Here is a 20167-nt window from a genome sequence, read left to right as displayed (position 1 = left end):
CGAGAGCCGCCGAGACCGCTGGAATCCGGCTGGAGGGAGTCAGGAGATGGGTGGACGGTCGCTCACCAGCTCGTCGGCGAGCGCGACGGCCTCGTCGGCTTCCTCGACGGTGACCCCACCGCCGTACCGGGCCCGCTCGTGGAGCGTCGCCAGGCGGCGGGCCCGCTCGTCCGGCGTGCCGCTCACGCCGACGGCGCCGACGCGGGCGGCGAACTCGCGGGCCGTCTCACCCGGCCGCCGGGCGGCATCGGCCTTCCTGCCGAGGTGTTCCAGTCGGTCGAACGCCTGCGCCACGTCCCGTGCGGGGTCGTCCGTCCGAGGCTGGTAGCGGAGCCGAATCTCACGGTAGAGCCGGGAGTGGGCACCCGACCGGTGGACGCCGGCGGCGACACCCGCGAGGACGACCAGGCCGAGCGCCGTCTGCTCGCGAGTGGGCTGCGGGATACCACCGCCGCCCTCGTCACCGCCACCGCCGGGCGAGGCGATGTCCGCACCGTCACCGAATCCGGGGCCGCTGGAGGTGGTGTTGGTCCCGTTCGTCGTGCCGTTCGTGGTCGGTGTGGTCGGGGTCGGCGTCGGGGTCACGCCGGGGTTCGGGTTACCAGGCGTCGGCGTGTCCGGCGTCGGGGTCGGCGTCGGGGTGAACGTCCGGTTGCGCGACTCGTTCGTGTCGACACCGCCGGTTCCGTTGGCCTGGCGGGCCTGCTGGACGCGCTGGCGCTCGGCCGCCTCGCGCGGGGCGGCGGGCGTCGGGTCGAACCGGACCCAGCCCTGGTCGGGGAAGTAGACCTCGACCCAGGCGTGCGAGTCGAGCCCTCGTGCGACCCACCTGTCCTGGGCGACCTGCTGGCCGGGCGTGTAGCCGACCGCCAGCCGTGCCGGGATGCCCTGCGACCGGAGCATCGTCACCATCGTCGTGGCGTAGTAGGTGCAGTACCCCTGCTCCATCTCGAAGAGGAACGCGTCGGCGATATCGCCGCGGGGGCGGTCGACGCTGAGCGAGTACTCGCGGTTGTTCTCCAGCCACCGCTCGATGACGCGGGCCGTATCGTACGGGTTCTCCGCGTTGGCAGTGATGCGCGCGGTCCGCTCGCCGACGCGGTCGGGCGTCGTCGACGGGAGCTGCGTGTAGCGCTCCTCGATGGGGCCCGGGTAGTTCGTGCCGGACTCGCGGAGTTCGCGGGCGCTCGCGACCGGGCGCTCGGATTCGACGGTGTACGTGTCACCGGGCGAGAGCGTCCCGTCCGGCCCCACGCCACCGCCCGGCAACTCGACGAGCGAGACAGGCGCGTCCGCGACCCGCGTGGGCTTCCACGCCGCCGGCAGCACCTGAAGCTCGGACTCGACCGTGTAGCGCTGGCGGACCGTCCGGCTCTGCCCGATCGGGCCTGAGAGGCGCCCGTCGTACGAGCGGTCCGCACCCGTCCGGACCCAGCCGCCCCCGGTGTAGCGGTCGTAGGAGCCGACGCGCCAGTAGGTCGGCTCGGAACTGGTGACGGTGAACCGGACCTCCGGTGAGAGCCGGATGGAGCCGAGGATGCTGACGCTGTCGCCGGCGGTGGTGAGGCTCGACTCGACGGTCTGGTCGTCGCCGCCGGTGCCGAGGTCGAGTGGGTCCGACCCCGCGGCCGGGACGACGCTCACCAGCAGCGCCGCCGTCACCATCGCGGCGAGGACGACCGCGACCGTCTCGGCGGTCGCGAGGTCACCTCCGCGCAGTTCGAGGTCGCCGAAGCCGACGGCCCCGGCGGCCGCGACCACCCCCAGGAGCGCGAGCGCACCGCTCGCGTCTCCCGTCAGGATGAACAACGTGAGCATCGCCCCGCCGACGACGACCGCGGCGACGTAGCGCCGCCGGAGCGCCAGATACCACGCCACGAACGTCGGCGCCGGCGTCGCTGCCAGCGCCCACAGCCCCACGTTGACGATTCGGAGGACCGAGAGCCCGGTCAGCAGTTCGATGCCGTCGCTGACGAGCAGCAGGAGCGTCGGCATCGCCGCCACGTCCCGGGGGAGCTGCGTGACGTACGCGTACGCACCGACCACCAGCAGGACCGCGGCGAGGGCGACGGCGATACCCTCGGGAACGAGCCGGGCGACGACGGTGGCGGCGACGAGCGTCCCGGCCGCGACGGCCAGGAACAGCGTCACGTCGCCGGCCACGTCGGAGACCCGGTAGAGGACCGACAGGAAGGTCCCGAGCAGCGCTGCCACGCTGGCGAGCGCCAGCAGCCGGACGGGGTCCAGCTCGGGCACGACCCGGGCCAGGCCCGAGGCCGCGTCGTCTACGTTCGCGGACCGGCTCGTGCTGGTGCCCGTGCTCATGAGACGACCTCCCGGATGCGACCGGTGACCGACCGGTCCGGCGTTTCGTCGGTGTGCTCGGTCGGAGCGCCGGCGAGCCGTTCGAACGGGACCGTCCGACCGCCGACGGTGACGGTCGTACCGTCGGCCCCGGCGCGGACGAGGACCTCGGCGTCCTCGTCGACGGCGCCAGCGCCCGTCCGGGCGAGCAGTTCGAGGATACGGTTGCGGGCGGTCTCACCACGCTCGTCGTCGACCTCGCCGCCCGGCACCCGGACACCGATGATGAGGTCCGCGTCGAGCAGGTGCGTGGCGATGGAGCCGACGGCGGCCGCCATCTCGTCGACGTACTCGGGGCCGGCCTCGCCGGCGACGGTGATACCGCCCTCCTGGTCGGCGGCCCACTCCGTGACGACGAGGTCACCCTCGGCCTGTTTCGCCGACACCTTCCAGTTCACGTCGCGGAGCGGGTCGCCGGGGACGTACTCGCGGACCTCGTCGAAGGCGGTCCGGTCGTCGGCGGTCGCCTTCTCCACGAGGCCGGTGAGGGGCCCGCTGTTCGTCAGGGCCGCCACGTCCGGGTAGACCACGATAGGCTCGCTTCCAGCGAGTTCGGTCTCGGCGACGAGCAGCCCCAGCGAGTCCCGGACCCGAACGGTCGCCGGGCCCAGGTCGTGGACCCCCCGCCCGACGAGGTCACAGTGCAGGCGGACGATGGCATCGCCCGGGAGCGAGACGGTCGCACCCGCGTCGGTGACGGTGGCCGCGTCCCGGCGCTCGCGGCCGTCCGGGCTGACGACGGTGGCGTCGGCGACCCTGACACGGTCGGGCACGCGCTCGCAGAGGTCGAGCGGGACCGCCGACTCGACATCGACGGTGATGGTCCGGCGGGCGCCGGGGAAGCCGGGCTGTGGCGTGGAGCGCTCGACGGTCGGCGTCGGCGCCCGGTACAGCTGGACGGCGCCGACCGCGTAGCCGACGACCACGGGGACGACGAACGCGTTCAGGCCCGTGATACCGAACCTGAGACCGAAACCCAGCGCGCCGATACCGAGGGCCAGCGCCGCGATGCCGCGTCGTGTCGGGCGCATCTCACTCGACCGCAACGGCATCCAGCGCCTCGGCGACGAGCTCGGTGCCCGTCCCCTCGCCGGCGCTCCGCCGGATGCGGTGGGCCATCACGACCTGGGCCTCGGCCTGTACGTCGTCCGGGACGACGTAGTCGCGGCCGTCGAGGACGGCGCGGGCCTGGCCCGCGCGCAGCAGCGAGATGGCGCCGCGGGGGCTCACGCCCAGCTGCGCGTGCTCGCGGGTGTAGCGCGCCAGGCGCGTGACGTACTCGCGGAGGGGTTTCTCGACGGCGACCTGGGCGGTCGCCTCCCGGGCCGCGAGCAGGTCATCGGTCGTCGCGACCGGCTGGAGCTCCTCGATGGGGTGGTCGCCGACGATCTGTCCGAGGAGGGCGGCCTCGTCGGCCTCGTCGGGGTAGCCCAGCGAGAGCTGGACCATGAACCGGTCCAGCTCGGCCGCGGGCAGGTCGTAGGTGCGGTCGCGCTCGACGCTGTTCTGCGTCGCGACGACCGTGAACGGCGACGGGACGGGGTACGACTCGCCGTCGACGGTGACCTGGTCCTCCTCCATCGCCTCCAGCAGCGCCGACTGGGTCTTGGGGGGTGCCCGGTTGATCTCGTCACCCAGGACGACGTTGGCGAAGATGGGGCCCGGGCGGAACTCGAACTCGCCGGTCTGCTGGTTGTAGATGTTGACCCCCGTGATGTCCGTGGGCAGGAGGTCGGGCGTGAACTGGACGCGCTTGAAATCACACTCGAACGACCGCGCGACCGAGCGCGCCAGCATCGTCTTCCCGACGCCGGGCACGTCCTCCAGCAGGACGTGGCCCCGACCGAGGAAGGCACAGATGAGGTGCTCGATGGCGTCGTGGTGCCCGACGATGACCTGTTCGACGTTATCGATGACCGCACGGGCGGTGTCGCCGGCCGACTCCACGCTCGGCTCGGCATCGAGCGGGGTGTCGGCAGTGGAGGGTGACTCGCTCATGGGGACCTCGCGAAGCGCTGGTGGCGGTTGCGGTAAGTGTCTTGCCCGTCCCCACGGGGCCGCTCGCTCGATGGCTCCCCGACTGTCATTGTGCCACAGGGACGGTCGGGACGCTTGTAACTCTGCTGGGTGTGGGCACTCGCTGTGGACGTATTGAGGGGTATATAGCCGGTGGTCGTCGGCCGGGCCGACACGGCACGGTGGCTACCACACCTTGCAGTCCGCACAGACCAGCCCCGGCTCGTCGTGCCAGCGTACCTCGGCGGTCTCGCCGCAGTCGGCGCAGTCGGCGCCGTCGGGCGACCAGTCGTAGGTCGAGTGCGCCGGGTCGACGGCGGCGGGTGCGAGCGGCGGGTCCTCCTCGCCTTCGGCATCGGCTGGTGGGTCGTCGCTCTCGGTGGCGTCCGCCGACTCCTCGGCCCCGTCGACCGGTGGCTCCTCGGCCGGGCTGGCTGGCTCGGTCGCTGCCCCCTCGTCCTCGGTCGCTTCGCCCCCGCTCTCCCCGTCCCCGCCACCGAGGAACTCGTCGAGCGAGGCGTCGCGGGTCATACCGGGGGGAGGGGCGCGGGGGCGTTAGCCCTGACGGTGCCCGGCGCCCCGCTACGGGCCGGCAACGGACAGACTGAAGGTCCGAGCGTCGAAGGGGCGGACATGGCAGAGACCGGAATCACGCCCGCGGAGGCCATCGACCTCGTCGTGAACAACGTCCTTTCCGACCCCATCACGCTCGTACTCGTCCTGCTGGGCGCGCTGTTCGTCGGTGGGTCCTCGGCGATGCTGGGCTACCTCTCGCTGGGCGCCGTCGTCGAGCAGCTGGGCCAGCTCGTGCCCGGCGGCCGCTCCCCGCCGGGGGGCGAGGAGCGCAACTGAACCGGCGAGAGGGTCCGTTCTCCGCGCGCCAGCTACTCCCGGATTCCCGCCTCGCGAGCGGCCGCGCCGGCCAGCTCGATGGCGGTCTCGAGGTCCGGACCGAGCGGCGAGCCCACCACGAGCGAGTCGGCGTGCTCGAGAACGCCGGCCATCCGCTCGGCCACCGTCTCGGGCGTGCCGGCCATGCAGAACGCGTCGACCATCGCGGGCGTCACCTCGTCGAAGGCGGCGGAGAAGTCGCCGGCCGAAAGGTGCTCGCCGATGCGCTCGGCGCGGTCACCGTCGAGACCGTGCCGGTCGAGCACCGGCGGCGCGGCGCCGGCGGCGATGAACGCGACCGGCTGGACGGCCAGTTCACGGGCGGCGTCGGCGTCCTCGGCGACGGAGATGCTGGCGTACGCCGCGAGGTCCACGTCGCCCCGCTCGTCGGGCCGGTCCTCACGGCCGTCGGCCGTTGCGGGGCGGTCCCCGGCACCCTCGTCGACGCGGTCGCGGGCCCACGCGAGGTCGTCCGGGTGCGAGCCGTTGAACAGCAGGCCGTCGGCGTGCTTGCCGGCCATCCGGCACATGTGCGGGCCCTCGCCGCCCACGTAGACCGGGATGTCGCCCCCCTGCGGGGGCTCGAACTTCAGGCCCGCGCCGCTGGCCTCGAAGGTGCCGTCGTGGTCGACGGTCTCGCCGCTCCAGAGGTCGCGGGCGACGGAGAACGCCTCCAGCACCGAGCGGAGGCCCCGCTCCTCGTCGAGCCCGAGCGAGCGCAGCGCGGAGGGGTCGCCCGGACCGACGCCGTACACCGCGCGGCCGCCGCTGGCCTCGTCGAGGCTCGCGACGCGCGCAGCGAGGGTGACGGGGTGGGTCTCGTACGGGTTGATGATGCCCGGACCGACCCGGATGTCGGTCGCGCGGGCGAGGCGGTCGCAGGCGACGAACGGGTCGCGGTTGAAGAAGTGCGAGGAGACGAAGGCGGTGTCGAACCCGGCGTCCGCCGCGCGGACGCCGAGGTCGGCGATGCGGTCGACCGGATGTTCCGGCGTGAGTTCGATTCCGAGCATGGTTTTCGATGGGTTGGCGGTGTTTTCGATATCTCCGATAGATTCGTGCCGTGGTTCGGGTGTTTTCGAGTAATATCGTCAGGCGTCCGTGTCGTGCGAGTCGCCGCCGAAGGTCCACGCGCGGAGCGCCTGGCGGACCACGTCGTCGTCCGCCGAGCGGAACAGGTTCTCCGAGCCGGCGTGGTCGCCGAACTCGAAGTCCCGGACCACCGCGACCGGCGTCCCGCCCGCGCCCTCGCCGGTCACGAGGTTGGCGGCCGCCGCGAGTTCGTCGACGACGGACTGCACCGTCGCCTCGAGTTCCCGGCCGTCACGGTCGTGCTCGCCACGCCAGTCCCGCGAGGCGGGCAGGCCGGCCCACCCCACCGCGACCCCGCGCTGGCCGTAGCGGAACGGCCGCCCCGACGTGTCCGTGACGACGACGCGGTCGGCCGGGAGCGACTCCCGGAGCGCCGCGGCGCTCGCGCTGGGCGCCTCCGGCAGCAACAGCAGGTCCGCGTTCGGCACGTTCGAGCGGTCGATACCGGCGTTCACGGTGATGTGGCCGAACTGCGTGACCGCGAGGATGAACGGCGCTTCGAGGAGCAGTTCCTCGCTCTCCGCGAGGACGGCCTCCGCGAAGCGCGGGTCCTTCTCCTCGCCCTGGATGTCGCCGAGGCGCTCGGCGATGCGCCGGGCCCGGTCGCTCGGCGGGAACTCGTCGAGCGACGCGGTGCGGCCCTCGGCCTTCGAGACGACCGTGCTGGCGACACAGACCACGTCCTCGGGCCGGAGGTCGACCTGCTCGTCGACGAGCGCGGCGAGGTCGTCGCCCTCGCGTATCTCCGGCAGTCCCTCGACCGCGAACACCTCCATGTGTGGTCGTATTCGGTGGCGGGCACACATAAGGGGCGTCGATACCGGCGAATCGGCGAGGGTAGGCGTGCGTTGGAGTCGATACCGTGGGCGACAACGCGGACACCTACGAAGCCCTCGCGCTCTCGACCGGTTACGGCTCGCTGCGCTCCTCGGCCTCACTTCGTTCGGCCTGCGGTGCTTACTTCGCCTCACCGGGCCGAGAGCGCTCGCCCTTCGAGTCCGCCAGGGACGTTGAACGTGGCACGGACGCTGTGGCCCTGCCCTTCCCCGCGTCGCGCGGGTTCGCAGGCGAGCTGCTCACCACGCGCTCCCGGCCGAGTGGCTGCTGGTCGGCCGGCTGGTTCCGGGACCAGGAAGCGCGCGGGCGCCTCAGCGGGCGAGACGCCCCGAGCGGAGCGAGGGGGTCGAGCCCACCCCGGCGCCCGCGCGGGGGGTGTGGGGACACTAGCACTCCAATGGAACCACCAAGCGCACCGCTCGACCGGACTAGCAATAGGGCGGGACCGAAAGGGGCCGCTCGCTGAGCGGCCCCCCGACGACGTAAGCACCGCAACGAGCGAGCAACGCGAGCGACGTGAGGAGCGCAGCGAGGCGCGGGGCCCTCAGCGAGCGGGGGCTTTCGAGACAGGCCCGCTGTTTGCGGACCACACGGAACTAACCCCACCTAGCTCCCGACACGTTCATACCGACCCCAGCGCACAGCCAGAAGTAGACTCACCAGTGGCGCGCTTCGCGTACCCGTGTCCGGACTGTCGGACCACGAGCAATCTCCACGACGCCGACTGCGAGCACGACGGCATCACCCGTGCGGCCGTCGAGCGTGCGTACGTGGACATCCTGTCGGTCCTCTCGCGGCGACCGGTCGGGCGCGAGTCGCTCCCCGACGCGATACCGGGCGAGTGGGACGGGCTCCACGCCGACGCGCTCGACCGCCTCGTCGCCGAGCGCCGCGTCACGGACGACGACGGACCGTTACGGCTGCTCACCGCCGCGGAGTACACCGACCTCGTCCGGGAGCCGACCCACGAGCCGCTGAAGACCATCTACGAGCACGGCAGCGTCCCGGGCGCACACGACCACAGCGTCTTCGCGCTCGTCGCGTACTACGAGATGGTCGGCCTCTCGTGGCCCGAGACCCGTGAACAGGTCATCGCGTGGCTCCGCGAATCGGGGTCCTGGGCCCGTGGCGGCTGGGAGGAGGGCTCCCCGGAGGAGGTCGTCGACGACAAACGACACGTCTACGAGCGCGGGTACGGCTGGAAGCAGGCGGCCGAGGAAGCGAAGGCCGTCATCGACAGGCGTGGATGACGGTGGAGCGAACCGTCAGCGACCGTCGGGGATGACGGTGGAGCGAACCGTCAGCGACCGTCGGGGATGACGACTACTCGGCACTGGCACCGGGGTCGTCGCGGCGCCCACGCAGGATGAGCGAGGTGCCGAGTGCTGCCATCGCGAGCGTGAACAGCGTGAGACCGCCGAGCGCGATGAGTGCGGGGGTTCCGGCGTCGCCCGCCAGTCCCCGGCGAATGGCACGGGCGGCGACGTACGCGAACAGCAGGCCCGACCCCGCCAACAACCCGCCGACTGCCGTCCGGCCGTCCATACCTCGCCTTCGGGAGCGTCCCACTTACCCGACCCGGTCGAGACGGAGCAGCCGGGTCCGGAACAGAGCGACGTATCCGTAACTCCATACGAAATGGAGGGGTCCAGCTACGAGCGAGTACCCGGAAGCCGGACGAGCGAAGCCGACTCCACTTCCACCCCGCCCAGCGAACCCTTATCGGTGAGGACGCGGTACGGCGGGGTAATGGCGGCCACGGACGCCGAGGGCGGACCCGACTACCTCGACCGGCCACTGCTGACGCCGGGCTTCCTAGAGGACCGCAGCTACCAGACCCAGCTGGCCGATGCCTCATGCGACGGCCACACGCTGGTCTGCCTGCCCACCGGCCTCGGGAAGACGACGGTCTCGCTGCTCGTCACGGCACACCGGCTCGCGGAGTACGGCGGCAAGGCGCTGATGCTCGCGCCGACGAAACCGCTCGTCGAGCAACACGCCGCGTTCTACCGCGAAGCGCTGGAGATTCCCGACGACGAAATCGTCGTGTTCACGGGCGAGGTCAGCCCGGGCGACCGCGCCGCGGTCTGGCAGGACGCCCGCGTCGTGATGGCCACGCCGCAGGTCATCGAGAACGACCTCGTCGGGAACCGCATCGACCTCTCGTCGGTGGTCCACTGCACCTTCGACGAGTGCCACCGCGCCACCGGCGACTACGCCTACAACTACATCGCCGAGCGCTACCACGCCGACGCCGACAGGCCGCTCGTCACCGGCATGTCGGCCTCCCCGGGCGGCGACGAGGAGGAGATCCTCGTCGTCTGCCGGAACCTCGGCATCGACGACGTGGAGGTGATGACCGAGGCCGACGCCGACGTGGCCGAGCACACCTACGAGACGCAGGTCGACTGGACCCATCTGGACCTGCCCGACGAGGTGCTGGCGATACGGGACGCCCTGAACGACGTCATCGCCGAACGGCTGGAGCAACTGAAGCAACTCGGCGTGACGAACTCGACGGACCCCTCGATGTCCCAGAAGCAGCTGAACGCCATCCGCGCGAAGCTGCAGGAGCTCATCAACAACGGCCAGTCGGAGGGGTACGAGGGAATGAGCGCGCACGCCGAGATAATGAAGCTCCGGCGGGCGGTCGAACTGGTCGAGACCCAGTCCGTCGAGAGCCTGCGGCGCTACTTCGAGCGCCAGCGCAACGCAGCACAGTCCTCCGGCGCGTCGAAGGCGGCCCAGCGCTTCGTCTCCGAACCGCGCGTGAAAGAGGCGATGCGGAAGGCCGAGGCGTTCGACGACCTCCACCCGAAGTTCCGGAAGACCCGGCTCCTGCTCGCCGAGACGCTCGGCATCCAGGACGGCGAGCGCGTCATCGTGTTCACCGAGTCCCGCGACACCGCCGAGTCGCTCACGGAGTTCCTGAGCGAGAGCTTCGACGTGCGCCGGTTCGTCGGGCAGGGCGACAAGGAGGGCTCCGACGGGATGACCCAGACCGAGCAGAAGGACACCCTCGACGCCTTCCGGAACGGCGAGTTCGAGGTGCTCGTCTCGACCAGCGTCGCCGAGGAGGGGCTGGACGTGCCCGACGTGGACCTGGTGCTGTTCTACGAGCCCGTCCCGAAGGGCGTGCGCTCCATCCAGCGCAAGGGCCGGACCGGCCGCGCACAGGAGGGGCGGGTCGTCGTCCTCATCGCCAACGACACGCGCGACGAGGCGTTCTACTGGATATCGAAGAACGAGGAGCAGAAGATGGAAGCGGAGCTCCGGAAGCTGAAGGGCGCCGAGCAGGACATCGAGGCGGAACTGGACGACTCACAGCAGTCGCTGGACTCCTTCGACGGAGACGCCGGCGACGCGGACGCGGGGGGCGAGGAAGACACGAGCGGCGACGGCGACGCACCCGAAACGGGGGCGTCCGGCACGGCCGATGCCGGGGCAGCCACGGACACTGCGAGCGACGAGCGGAGCGGCGGGTCGGACGGCGGACAGCCGGGGCTCGGTGACTTCGCGGGCGAGAGCGACTCCGACGGGGCCGACAGCGATGGAGCGACCGACGACGGGCCGGACAGCGAGGAGCATGGCACCGACCCGGCGGACGAGGGCCTCGTCGCCACGGCCGGCGGCGACCCCGACACCGAGGACATCGAGATCGTCGCGGACCAGCGCGAACTCGACTCGCACATCGCGCGGGACCTCTCGACGCGCGAGGGCGTGACCACGCGGCTGGAGACGCTCGCGGTGGGGGACTACGTCCTCTCGGACCGCGTCGCGGTCGAGCGCAAGTCCGTCGACGACTTCCTCGATACGCTGCTGGGCAACGACCGCTCGATGTTCGACCAGGTCGGCGACGCCGCCCGCCACTACGCCCGACCCATCGTCATCCTGGAGGGCGAGCGCCTCTACGAGAAGCGCAACGTCCACCCGAACGCCATCCGGGGCGCCCTGTCGTCGCTCGCGGTCGACTTCGGCGCGAGCGTCCTCCAGACCCGCGACACCGACGAGACCGCCGACCTGCTGGAGGTCATCGCCCGGCGCGAACAGGACCGTGACGACCGGGAGGTCCGCGTCCACGGGGAGAAGTCCTCGAAGACGCTGGCCGAACAGCAGGAGTACGTCGTCTCCTCGGTCGCGGAGGTCGGCCCCGTCACCGCGCGGGCGCTGCTGGACCACTTCGGCAGCGTCGAGGCGGTGATGACCGCTGACGCCGACGCGCTCAAGGGAGTCGACGGAGTCGGCGACGTGACCGCGACGCAGATCCGCGAGGTCGTGAACGGGGAGTACGACCCCTCCTGAGACGGTCGGCTGGACGGCCCGCCGGTTCCACCGACAGGAAGCGCGCGGGCGCCTCCGCTGACAAGACCGCGAGCGGAGCGAGCGTGTCGAGTCACGCACGGCGCACGCGCGGGGAGGTGAGGGGACACTGCGACTCGCTGGAACCGCCGCACGCGCCGCTCGACTCGTAACACGACCCCCGGCAGAATCGAAGGTGAGCCGAGCGCAGCGAGGCGAAGGCGACCGACGCAAGCACCGCAGCGACCGGAGCGCAGCGAGGCCCCCGCGTCGAGAGCGCGAGGACTTCGTAGACGTTCTTGTCGGCGTCGTGGCTGTGAGAGAGCACGAGGGCACCGGCGCTTGAATTATATTTTATACCATATAACCCACAAATTTACTAAATAAGAAAATTGAAATCGGCATAAATCACCCAGGGGCAGATTCTATCTATTATTCCGCATCCCGAACCGCTTCCAGCGCCTCCGCGGCCTCCCGTGTCGCGGCGAGGAACTCCCGCTTGCGCCCGGGGTCCTCCTCAGTGGCCGCCTGCTCGGCCAGCCGGTTCACCGTCCGGGTGAGATGCTGGCGGGCAGGCATCAGGCCGGACGCGTCGCCGCCGGTTCCAGCCTGCCCGCCGGACGAGGGCATCTGTGCCGGTGGACTGGCGCGCTGCTGGTCGGACTGGGGCTGCTGGGGGGGCGAGGGCTGTGACTCCCCCGTGTCCGTGGGTGGTTGCGTTCCGGTGTCGGGAATCTCGGCCGGTTCGGGTTCGGCATCGTCTCCCGCAGCGCCGTCCTCGGCTCCGGCGTCCGGCGTCTCCACCTCGACGGAGTGGCCGTCGGTAGCGGGTTCGGCTTCCCCGATGTCCGCCTCCTCACCCCCTTCGTCGGCCAGCGGGTTCTCCGCGGCGGCCTGCCCGGCGGTCGCCTGCTGGCTCTCGCCGGTCGCGACCTCGCGCTGGCAGGACGGGCAGAACTGCCGTCCCTCGTGGCGGAAGATGGGGTCGCCACACTCCGGACAGTGGATGTCGGTCATCGTCGCGCCCTTCAGGAGGAGTTCGCTCAGCCGCTCGGTCCGCTCGCGGTCCTCCTCTTCCTTGCCGTACTTCTCCTCGAGTTTCTTCCGCTCGGCCTCGCGGTCGAAGTCGCTCATACCCGTGAGTTGCTCGCTAGCGAGCAAAAGGGCTGTTGGGTGACGAGGGGGTTGCCGCGGACGCGTCACCAGCCGAGTACGGCGACCGGAACAGCGGGTGACCGCGACGTACCGAACTACCCCTCGACGACGTTGTACGAGAGGTTCAGTTCCGTCCCGTTCCCACCGTACTCAGTGATGAACCGTGACTGTCCGTCTGCTCTGCGGTACCCCGAGGCGACGGTCTCGCCGTCGAGGAACCACTTCGTCCCGGGGAGCGAATCACCGAAGCGGACGAATTCGTCGTCCTGATTCGCACCCTTGTCGCGCTCGTAGAGAGTGGCCGAGACATCGATGTACGCATCATCGTCGTCGATACTCGCCGGGTCGGGGAAGACGAACTCCACCGGATGGAACCTGGTATCGAACACGACACCCTCGCCTTCGGCGATCTCGCGGTGGTCGGCAGGCTGGGCCGACCACAGCAGGTCCTGGCCCCGCGTGGTCTCCACCTCGTTGGTGCCGTCGCTGGCGGCGACCGTTATCTCACCGTATATCTCCTCGGTGTTCGGCCCGTCGAAGGCGGCGTCCGATGCGGCGTTGATGTAGAGGTAGAGCCGCTCGACGCGGTAGCGTAGCTCCGGGATGGGTGTGACCAGTTCGACCGCAATCGGCTCCGGCTGGACGGCGATGACCTCGAACTCCGGGGCCGATTCGGGCGTGGCCGTCGCCGTGGAGGATTCAGTGGCCGTCATCGTCGGTGTGGGGGGCTCGGTTGGTGTAGCCGTCACCGTCCGGGTCCGGGTTGCGGTCCGCTCCGCCGTCCGTGGCTCGGGGGTCGACCCACCGATGCCGACGTCAACGTCGAATGTACAGCCCGCGAGTGCGGCGAGAGAGGCCCCAGCACCGGCCAGGAACGCTCGCCTCCGACGCGGCGCCCGAGGCCCGGAGGCATCACCGCCGTCGCCGGAGGACATCTGCTCGGTAGTCATGACTATTATCAGCGACTGGACGTATTGAACGTTTCCCTGAACGGGGTTCACGGAGGTTTCAGGCGTTCACGCCGTGAACACCGGGTCACCGCTCGGCGGCCCCGAACTCCGTGCGAGCGGGGCTCTCATGCAGCCCAGCAGAAATCCGCGAGTTCTGCGGACGGCGGAGCCGCCAGCCGGTACCCGAGCCGTCGAAACGCTCGTCTACAGTGCGTGCTCGGTGTCGTACGACCCCAGCACCTTCACCCAGCCCTTCCCGCAGATATCCTCCAGTTCGTCGAGGGCGGCCTGGGCGCGGTCCTCGTAGAGGCCGGCGTTGAAGTCGATGTGGAAGACGTAGTCGCCGAGGCGCTGGCCCGAGGGCCGGGACTCGATGCGCGAGAGGTTGATGTCACGGTCGGCGAAGCACTCCAGCAGCTCCAGCAGCAGCCCGGGGTAGTCGTTCCCGGGGTAGACGACGATGCTGGTCTTGCCGCCGGCATCGCTCCGCTCGGACTGGGGCGCGATGACGACGAACCGAGTGGTGTTGGAGTCCTGGTCCTGGATGTCCTCGGCCAGCACGCGCAGGACATCGCCGCCGTTGTCCGGGTGGCCGATTGCCGCCACGCTGGCGTCCTCACGAGCGCGCTCGACACCCTGCGAGGTGGAGGCGACGGCCTCCAGGGTCGCGTTCGGGTACTCCCGGTCGAGGTACTCGCGACACTGGGCCAGCGCCTGCGCGTGGCTGGCGACGACCTCGAACTCGCCGGTCTGGGCGAGCAGCGCATGCCGGATCGGGGTGACTATCTCCCGGACGACAGCGACGTTCCGGTCGGCCAGCGCGTCCATCGACTCCGAGACGGAGCCCTCGATGCTGTTCTCGACGGGGATGACGCCACGCTGGAACTCCCCGCCCGCGACGCCCTCGACGATACCCGTCACGGATTCGGCGAACTCGATCTCCTCGTCGGTCGCGATGGCTCGCGTCGCGCGGTGCGAGTACGTCCCGGCGGGGCCCAGCGTCAGCGCTCTCATCGAACGGCGATACAGGGGACGCCGGCAAAAGCGCGTCGGGTGCCCGGGACCCCGGTCAGTCGTCGACGGATGGGTCGGACTCGAGCTCGGGGTCCTCGAGGTCGACCTCGTGGCCGTTCGTACTCGCGCCGTCGCCCGGCAACCCGGCCGCGAGGTTCTCGATGTCGTCCAGTCCGAGCATCTCGCGCTCGTCGGCGTCGAACTCCCGACCCTCGAGCGACGAGCCGACGTCGATGACGCCCGCGTCGCTCCCGGAGAGGTGCTTGCCGTACCGACCGACCAGCGAGGTCAGTTCCTGCGGAAGGACGAACGTGGTCGACTCGCCCGCGCCGATGCCCTGGAGGGTCTCCATCCCCTTCTCGATGATCGCGCGCTCGCCCATCGAGTCGGCCGCGCGGGCCCGGAGGACGGTCGCGACGGCGTCACCCTGGGCCTCGAGCACCTGGGACTGCTTCGACCCCTCGGCACGGATGATGTTGGCCTGCTTCTCGCCCTCCGCGCGCTCGACGGAGGAACGGCGTTCCCCCTGCGCTTCGAGAATCATCGCCCGGCGACGGCGCTCGGCGGCGGTCTGCTGCTCCATCGCATCCTGGACCACCTGCGAGGGCTTGACCTCGCGGACCTCGACGGCCTCGACCCGGACGCCCCACTCGTCGGTCGGGCCGGCGAGTTCGTCCTGGATGCGCTCGTTGATGCGCTCGCGCTGGCTCAGCGTCTCGTCCAGTTCCATGTCGCCGATGACCGCCCGGAGGGTGGTCTGTGCGAGGTTGAGCGTGGCGTTCCGGTAGTCGTCGACCTCGAGGAACGCGCGCTCGGCGTTCATCACGCGGATGTAGACCACCGCGTCCGCCCGCACGGGGGAGTTGTCACGGGTGATGGCCTCCTGGCTCGGCACGTCCAGCGCCTCCGTCCGCATGTCGAACTGGTACGTGTCGGAGACGAACGGGATAACGAAGTGGATACCGGGGTCGAGCAGGCGCTCGAACGCGCCGAACACCGTCAGCGCGCGCTTCTCGTAGGCCTGCACGATCTGGACCGACGAGGAGACGCCCGCGATGACGATCCACAGCGCGACGAGCCCGATGACGAGCCCGGGCGTGATGTTCAGCTGGCCGACCGCCAGCCCGAGGATGACGGCGGCGAGGACGACGAAGTAGACGAGCCGCCCGGCGCCCGGCCCCTCGTCGAGCGTCGCCGCGCCGTCCCCGGGGTCCGGCATCTCGTTGCCGTCCGAGCCCTCGGCTGTGAGTTTGCCGAGTTCGTAGAAGATACCGCCGGAGCCCGAGTTGGAGGACGAGGACCGCGAGCGGGACATACACGCTCGTTGGTCCCGTCGGGCAATAAAACCGCACCCCGAGCCGAGGGGTGCGGAACGACCACCTCACAGCGCCCGGTCGACCCGCTCGGCCGTATTCGGCCCGATCCCCTCGACGCTCGCGAGTTCCTCGCGCGAGGCGGCGCGCACCCCCTCGACGCTGCCGAACCGCCGGAGCAGGCGCTTGCGGAGTTCTGGGCCCACACCGGCCACGTCGTCCAGCGGCGTCGACACCTCGTCCCGGACCTGCTGGTGGTACGCGACGGCGAAGCGGTGGGCCTCGTCGCGGACACGCTGGAGGACGTGGAGGTGCGCGGCGTCGTCCGGCCAGCGCTGGACGCCGTCGGGCGTGACGACGAGTTCCTCCGCCTTCGCGAGCGCGACGACGGGCACGTCCCAGCCCGTCTCGGCGAGCGCGTCCTGCGCGGCGCCGAGTTGTCCCTCGCCGCCGTCGATGAGCAGCAGGTCCGGGTTCGGTCGGTCGTCGCGGCCCTCGACCGCGCGCTCGGCGCGCCACACGACGAGCCGGCGCATGTTGGCGTAGTCGTCGTTCTCGTCGGAGAGGCGCTTGCGCCGGTAGCCGCTCTTGTCGGCCTCGCCGTCGACGAACGTGATGTCGGAGCCGACGACCGCCTTTCCCTGCGCGTGGCTCACGTCGAACCCCTCGATACGGCGGGGGCGGCGGTCGAGCGAGAGCGCATCCCGCAGCGCGGCGAGTTCGTCGCGACCACCGTCGCGCGTACGGGCGTTCTTCAGCGCGAGGTCCACGAGCGTGGCCTCGCGGCCCGCGCCCGGAACACGGACCGCGACGCCCTCCGCTTCGAGCCACGCCGTCACGTCGCCGTCGTCGGGACGCTCCGAGAGCAACAGTGCGTCGGGCAATTCGCGCTCGGCGTAGTACTGGGTGAGGAAGGCAGAGAGGACGGCCGCGACGCGGTCCTCGCCCTCCGGCGCCGCGAGGGAGTGGCGCTCCCGGTCGACGAGTTTGCCGTCGGCGCTGTGGAGCCGTGCGACCGTCGCGTCGCCGCCGGAGATGGCCACGCCCAGCACGTCGACGGCGCGCTCCTCGCGTTCGCCGGCGTGGACGGCCTCGCCACCGCCGCCGTGGAACGCCTCGACCGCGTCGAGGCGGTCCCGGAGGTTCGCCGCGCGCTCGAACTCCTGTTCGTTCGCGGCGGTCTCCATCGCGTCCCGGAGCGGGTCGGCGAGGACACCCGTCTCACCCTCGAAGAACCGCCGGACAGAAGCGGTGTCGGCCTCGTAGCCGGGCTCATCGATCTCCCCCGTGCAGGGGGCCGTGCAGAGACCCAGCTCGTAATCGAGGCAGGGCCGGTCGCGGCCCTCGAACTTGTGGTCCGAACAGCCACGCAGGCCGTACGTCTCGCGGAGCGCCTTCACGACCGTCTCGACACGCTTCATCTGTGTGTACGGCCCGTAGACGGTCGCGTCGGGGTCCGGGTCCCGTGTCACCTCGATGCGGGGGAACCGATGGCCCGTGAGCTGGACGAGCGGGTAGGACTTGTCGTCCTTCAGCCGGACGTTGTAGCGCGGCTGGTGGCGTTTGATGAGGTTCGCTTCCAGCAGGAGCGCCTGCGTCTCCGTGTCCGTGACTGCGGTGTCCACGCGCGCGGCGCGCTCGACCATCCGCCGGATGCGCTCGCCGCGCGGGTCCGCGTACGACCGGACCCGGCTCCGCAGGTCGACCGCCTTCCCGACGTAGAGGACGGTCCCGTCAGCATCCTCGAACTGGTAGACGCCGGGACTCGCCGGGAGGTCCCCGGCGCGTTCCCTGACCGCGGCCGCGTCCATGCTGGACGCAACTGGGACCCGGACGGACATGTGGGTGTCGGCTGCAGGTGCTGGGCGAAATCGACGCAACGACCCGCGACGGCGAAAAACCACGCGACTGCGCCCCTCCGTGCGGGGGTTTAACTACCTGCACGCCCACCGCCCGATATGGACGTGCGGGACGCCGTCGAAGCCGACGCCGACCGGCTCGCCGAGTTGACCGGCCAGCCGTCGGACGTGATGCGCAACCTGGTCCACGACCGGACGGTTCGGGTGGCCACCGAGCCACCGGACGAGGACGGCGAGGACCTGGACCTCGAGGGGGAAGCGAGTCGGGTCGTCGGCTTCGTGAGCTACGACGCCCAGAACGGGGCCGTACACATCACCCAGTTCGAGGGGACGCTCGAGGCCTGCGAGCGCCTGCTCGACGAACCGCTCCGGTTCGCCCGCGGCGAGGGGATGCCGGTCGAACTGCTCGTCGCGGAGAACGAGGACGAGAAGCGCGACATCGCCGAGGCCGCCAGCTTCCACCACGAGGGACGCGGCCCGACGTTCGACGGGATGCCGACGGTGCGCTACCGACACGAGCCGACGCGCGTCGAGCAATAGAGCTTTTTTGACGGCTCGGGTGCCCTTGTGCGCCGGCGAAGCCGGCGCTCTGCGGGCACCGCTCGCCGCAAAAAACGTTCAGAAAAATCCCGGAGTCTCACTCGGACCTGCCGGCGTTGTCGGCAGGACACTCGTCCGGCACCGGTGAACCGCTCGCTTCGCTCGCGGATGCAGTGTTTATACACACCCACATATCATCTGTTATCCACCCTGAACCCATAAGTTTACGATATTTTATCATATATAGAAAATTGGCAAAATAAGCTAAAATCAACACACATACATTAGTCATTTTCCCTCGGCACTCCGGACCGGTGACAGTTCTGAGCGTCCGTGCTGAATACAGGGCGCACATCGCGCACAGAATCATCCTCGGGATCGATTACATTTGATAAGTCAGTACAGGACCTATATGCAGAATTTTCGACGGAATCGAGTAATAACGCTTTTGTTCAGCTACAGAAGTATTTGAGGACATCCGCTCACCGTCGTAGCCGTAGCACCGTGCTACGGGCGGCCGGTTGTCACCCGTCACGTGACGTTTGAACCATGACGACGGAAATTGCCACCAGACTCAATGCACAGTTCGATACGTACGGTGTGATCCAGCAGATTCACGACGTGCCGCCACACGCGGTGTACGAGGTGACTGTCGATGGACGGCGGGCAATCTACAAGGAAAATACCGGACAAACTGGACGTGCCGCAATGGAAGGGCAGGTCACGAAATTCATCGGCAAAAATACCAGCGTTCCGGTGCCTGAGGTTCTCTACGTCGGAGAAAGCTATTATGTTGCCGAGTGGCACGACGATGCGCCCGTACCGGACGATAGGCAGACTGCAGATGAAAAATGGGCATTCGCCGCCGGAACAGGATTGGCACGACTCCATGACGAGACAGCTCCGTTAGTCGATAGTTACGGCGCGTTTCAACCGACTGCTGATGGACTCTCGGTCGATGGACACGAGCAATGGCACGAGGCAGCCATCGACTACGTCCGCGGGCGGCGGCCAGTGCTCGACCGGTTCGGACACGCCGACGTGGCCGATCTCGTCATCGAGTATCTGGAGGCACATCCCGACGCGTTCGCTGGGGCCGGTGAAGCAGTCTGCTGTCACGGCTGGGCGACGCCCGAGCATGTTTCTGTGATTGATGGAGAAATCGCCTGTCTTCTGGATTTCGAGCACGCGATTGCCGCGCCGAGCGAATATGATTACTGGCGGACTGTGGGACCTGCGTTCGGACCTGACAACGACGATGCCCGAAACGCGTTCCGCGAAGGCTTCGAATCTGTCCGGCCGCTACCGGACGAATTCGACCGACGTGCTCCACTCTATGGCCTCTTGAATTTCATCTACTTCTTCGAGTCGCTGTATGTTCAGAATCAGCATGACTCGGCCAAAACGACAGAGAAAGCAGGGCGGTTCGAGAAGACAATCCACAACATCCTCAACGACCTCAGGACGTAGCATCACGCCTAAACGAGAAAAATGGCGCATATTCTCTGACAATAGTAATCGAAACCAACGGGGTTGCTCTGCTGAACCCACCCTCTCTATGCAGCACACGGGGTCTGTCAACCGCTGAGGATTCCGACGGTGCCAGAGTTCAGCAAATGCTCGGCACAGATGACAGCAGGTGTCCTGCATCCGCGCGAGCGCGGTTCACTCGCCCGAGGCGAGTGTCCTGCCGACCGTCAGGCCAGCAGGTCCGAGTCGAGGGCGAGCATTTTTTCTGAACGTTTTTTGCGGCGAGTGGTACCCGCAGACCGGCGGCAGCGCCGTCCTCAGAACCGCGGAGCGGTTCTGATGGGCTGCGCGAGAGCTTCGCTCTCGC

Annotated in this window: 17 protein-coding genes; 5 read left to right on the top strand and 12 right to left on the bottom strand. The window is 69.5% G+C overall.

Going from position 1 to position 20167, the window contains the following annotated elements:
* Positions 1-39 precede the first annotated feature (39 nt).
* The 4 genes from NL115_RS07515 to NL115_RS07500 all read right to left on the bottom strand — a co-directional run bounded on the left by NL115_RS07515 (position 40) and on the right by NL115_RS07500 (position 4911).
* Positions 40-2325, bottom strand: coding sequence for a transglutaminase TgpA family protein (locus NL115_RS07515; RefSeq protein WP_254832560.1), 2286 nt, complete (start codon positions 2323-2325; stop codon positions 40-42).
* Positions 2322-3395: a DUF58 domain-containing protein gene (locus NL115_RS07510; RefSeq protein WP_254832559.1), complete on the bottom strand. Its 1074-nt coding sequence runs from the start codon at positions 3393-3395 to the stop codon at positions 2322-2324. The genes NL115_RS07515 and NL115_RS07510 overlap by 4 nt, the downstream gene beginning before the upstream one ends.
* Before the next feature lies 1 nt (position 3396).
* Positions 3397-4362 carry an AAA family ATPase gene (locus tag NL115_RS07505; RefSeq protein WP_254832558.1) on the bottom strand — a complete coding sequence of 322 codons (966 nt, stop codon included), beginning with the start codon at positions 4360-4362 and terminating at the stop codon, positions 3397-3399.
* A 204-nt stretch (positions 4363-4566) separates the two neighbouring features.
* Entirely contained in the window at positions 4567-4911 is a 345-nt protein-coding gene (locus NL115_RS07500; protein WP_254832557.1) for a DUF7573 domain-containing protein, read from the bottom strand.
* A gap of 102 nt (positions 4912-5013) precedes the next feature.
* On the opposite strand from NL115_RS07500, the gene NL115_RS07495 reads away from it, so the two are divergent.
* Positions 5014-5232, top strand: a complete 219-nt coding sequence (locus tag NL115_RS07495; RefSeq protein ID WP_254832556.1) for a choline transporter-like family protein — start codon at positions 5014-5016, stop codon at positions 5230-5232.
* Positions 5233-5264: 32 nt separating this feature from the next.
* On the opposite strand, the gene NL115_RS07490 is transcribed toward NL115_RS07495, so the two are convergent.
* Together NL115_RS07490 and NL115_RS07485 are read right to left on the bottom strand one after the other, a co-directional pair.
* On the bottom strand, positions 5265-6284 hold the full coding sequence (locus tag NL115_RS07490) for a 5,10-methylenetetrahydromethanopterin reductase (protein WP_254832555.1): 1020 nt from the start codon (positions 6282-6284) through the stop codon (positions 5265-5267).
* 78 nt (positions 6285-6362) lie between these two features.
* A complete protein-coding gene (locus NL115_RS07485) occupies positions 6363-7139 on the bottom strand; it encodes a coenzyme F420-0:L-glutamate ligase (protein ID WP_254832554.1) in 777 nt (258 codons plus the stop codon).
* Between the two features lie 723 nt (positions 7140-7862).
* Between NL115_RS07485 and NL115_RS07480 the strand changes: the two genes are divergently transcribed.
* A complete protein-coding gene (locus NL115_RS07480; protein ID WP_254832553.1) occupies positions 7863-8450 on the top strand; it encodes a DUF7474 family protein in 588 nt (195 codons plus the stop codon).
* A gap of 73 nt (positions 8451-8523) precedes the next feature.
* Here the strand turns inward: NL115_RS07480 and NL115_RS07475 are convergent, their stop codons facing one another.
* Positions 8524-8745 carry a hypothetical protein gene (locus NL115_RS07475; RefSeq protein WP_254832552.1) on the bottom strand — a complete coding sequence of 74 codons (222 nt, stop codon included), beginning with the start codon at positions 8743-8745 and terminating at the stop codon, positions 8524-8526.
* 204 nt (positions 8746-8949) lie between these two features.
* Between NL115_RS07475 and NL115_RS07470 the strand changes: the two genes are divergently transcribed.
* Positions 8950-11502 (top strand): DEAD/DEAH box helicase, encoded by a 2553-nt coding sequence (locus tag NL115_RS07470; RefSeq protein WP_254832551.1) that lies wholly within the window; start codon positions 8950-8952, stop codon positions 11500-11502.
* Positions 11503-11931: 429 nt separating this feature from the next.
* On the opposite strand, the gene NL115_RS07465 is transcribed toward NL115_RS07470, so the two are convergent.
* From NL115_RS07465 to NL115_RS07445, 5 genes are all read right to left on the bottom strand, one after another.
* Positions 11932-12633 (bottom strand): Sjogren's syndrome/scleroderma autoantigen 1 family protein, encoded by a 702-nt coding sequence (locus tag NL115_RS07465; RefSeq protein WP_254832550.1) that lies wholly within the window; start codon positions 12631-12633, stop codon positions 11932-11934.
* A 116-nt stretch (positions 12634-12749) separates the two neighbouring features.
* Complete coding sequence (locus NL115_RS07460) at positions 12750-13604, bottom strand: hypothetical protein (RefSeq protein WP_254832549.1); 855 nt, start codon at positions 13602-13604, stop codon at positions 12750-12752.
* Positions 13605-13808: 204 nt separating this feature from the next.
* Complete coding sequence (gene pheA, locus NL115_RS07455) at positions 13809-14618, bottom strand: prephenate dehydratase (RefSeq protein ID WP_254832548.1); 810 nt, start codon at positions 14616-14618, stop codon at positions 13809-13811.
* 55 nt (positions 14619-14673) lie between these two features.
* Complete coding sequence (locus NL115_RS07450; RefSeq protein ID WP_434084017.1) at positions 14674-15837, bottom strand: SPFH domain-containing protein; 1164 nt, start codon at positions 15835-15837, stop codon at positions 14674-14676.
* A gap of 162 nt (positions 15838-15999) precedes the next feature.
* Positions 16000-17742 carry an excinuclease ABC subunit C gene (locus tag NL115_RS07445; RefSeq protein WP_254832546.1) on the bottom strand — a complete coding sequence of 581 codons (1743 nt, stop codon included), beginning with the start codon at positions 17740-17742 and terminating at the stop codon, positions 16000-16002.
* 147 nt (positions 17743-17889) lie between these two features.
* Between NL115_RS07445 and NL115_RS07440 the strand changes: the two genes are divergently transcribed.
* Together NL115_RS07440 and NL115_RS07435 are read left to right on the top strand one after the other, a co-directional pair.
* The gene (locus NL115_RS07440; RefSeq protein ID WP_254832545.1) at positions 17890-18330 is read left to right on the top strand and encodes a hypothetical protein; all 441 of its coding nucleotides are present in this window, start codon (positions 17890-17892) and stop codon (positions 18328-18330) included.
* Between the two features lie 549 nt (positions 18331-18879).
* Positions 18880-19800 carry a phosphotransferase family protein gene (locus tag NL115_RS07435; RefSeq protein ID WP_254832544.1) on the top strand — a complete coding sequence of 307 codons (921 nt, stop codon included), beginning with the start codon at positions 18880-18882 and terminating at the stop codon, positions 19798-19800.
* Positions 19801-20167: the final 367 nt, after the last annotated feature.

It is taken from the genome of Haloglomus salinum (genome assembly GCF_024298825.1).
Lineage (GTDB): Archaea > Halobacteriota > Halobacteria > Halobacteriales > Haloarculaceae > Haloglomus > Haloglomus salinum.
Note: the sequence above shows the minus strand (reverse complement) of the source record. Positions and strands in the feature narration are given on the sequence as shown.

Bases quoted from the DNA above. Each gene is read 5' to 3' on its own strand.
- NL115_RS07515 (WP_254832560.1), bottom strand. From the start codon at position 2,325: ATGAGCACGGGCACCAGCACGAGCCGGTCCGCGAACGTAGACGACGCG.
- NL115_RS07510 (WP_254832559.1), bottom strand. From the start codon at position 3,395: ATGCGCCCGACACGACGCGGCATCGCGGCGCTGGCCCTCGGTATCGGC.
- NL115_RS07505 (WP_254832558.1), bottom strand. From the start codon at position 4,362: ATGAGCGAGTCACCCTCCACTGCCGACACCCCGCTCGATGCCGAGCCG.
- NL115_RS07500 (WP_254832557.1), bottom strand. From the start codon at position 4,911: ATGACCCGCGACGCCTCGCTCGACGAGTTCCTCGGTGGCGGGGACGGG.
- NL115_RS07495 (WP_254832556.1), top strand. From the start codon at position 5,014: ATGGCAGAGACCGGAATCACGCCCGCGGAGGCCATCGACCTCGTCGTG.
- NL115_RS07490 (WP_254832555.1), bottom strand. From the start codon at position 6,284: ATGCTCGGAATCGAACTCACGCCGGAACATCCGGTCGACCGCATCGCC.
- NL115_RS07485 (WP_254832554.1), bottom strand. From the start codon at position 7,139: ATGGAGGTGTTCGCGGTCGAGGGACTGCCGGAGATACGCGAGGGCGAC.
- NL115_RS07475 (WP_254832552.1), bottom strand. From the start codon at position 8,745: ATGGACGGCCGGACGGCAGTCGGCGGGTTGTTGGCGGGGTCGGGCCTG.
- NL115_RS07470 (WP_254832551.1), top strand. From the start codon at position 8,950: ATGGCGGCCACGGACGCCGAGGGCGGACCCGACTACCTCGACCGGCCA.
- NL115_RS07465 (WP_254832550.1), bottom strand. From the start codon at position 12,633: ATGAGCGACTTCGACCGCGAGGCCGAGCGGAAGAAACTCGAGGAGAAG.
- NL115_RS07460 (WP_254832549.1), bottom strand. From the start codon at position 13,604: ATGACTACCGAGCAGATGTCCTCCGGCGACGGCGGTGATGCCTCCGGG.
- pheA (WP_254832548.1), bottom strand. From the start codon at position 14,618: ATGAGAGCGCTGACGCTGGGCCCCGCCGGGACGTACTCGCACCGCGCG.
- NL115_RS07450 (WP_434084017.1), bottom strand. From the start codon at position 15,837: ATGCCGGACCCCGGGGACGGCGCGGCGACGCTCGACGAGGGGCCGGGC.
- NL115_RS07445 (WP_254832546.1), bottom strand. From the start codon at position 17,742: ATGGACGCGGCCGCGGTCAGGGAACGCGCCGGGGACCTCCCGGCGAGT.
- NL115_RS07440 (WP_254832545.1), top strand. From the start codon at position 17,890: ATGGACGTGCGGGACGCCGTCGAAGCCGACGCCGACCGGCTCGCCGAG.
- NL115_RS07435 (WP_254832544.1), top strand. From the start codon at position 18,880: ATGACGACGGAAATTGCCACCAGACTCAATGCACAGTTCGATACGTAC.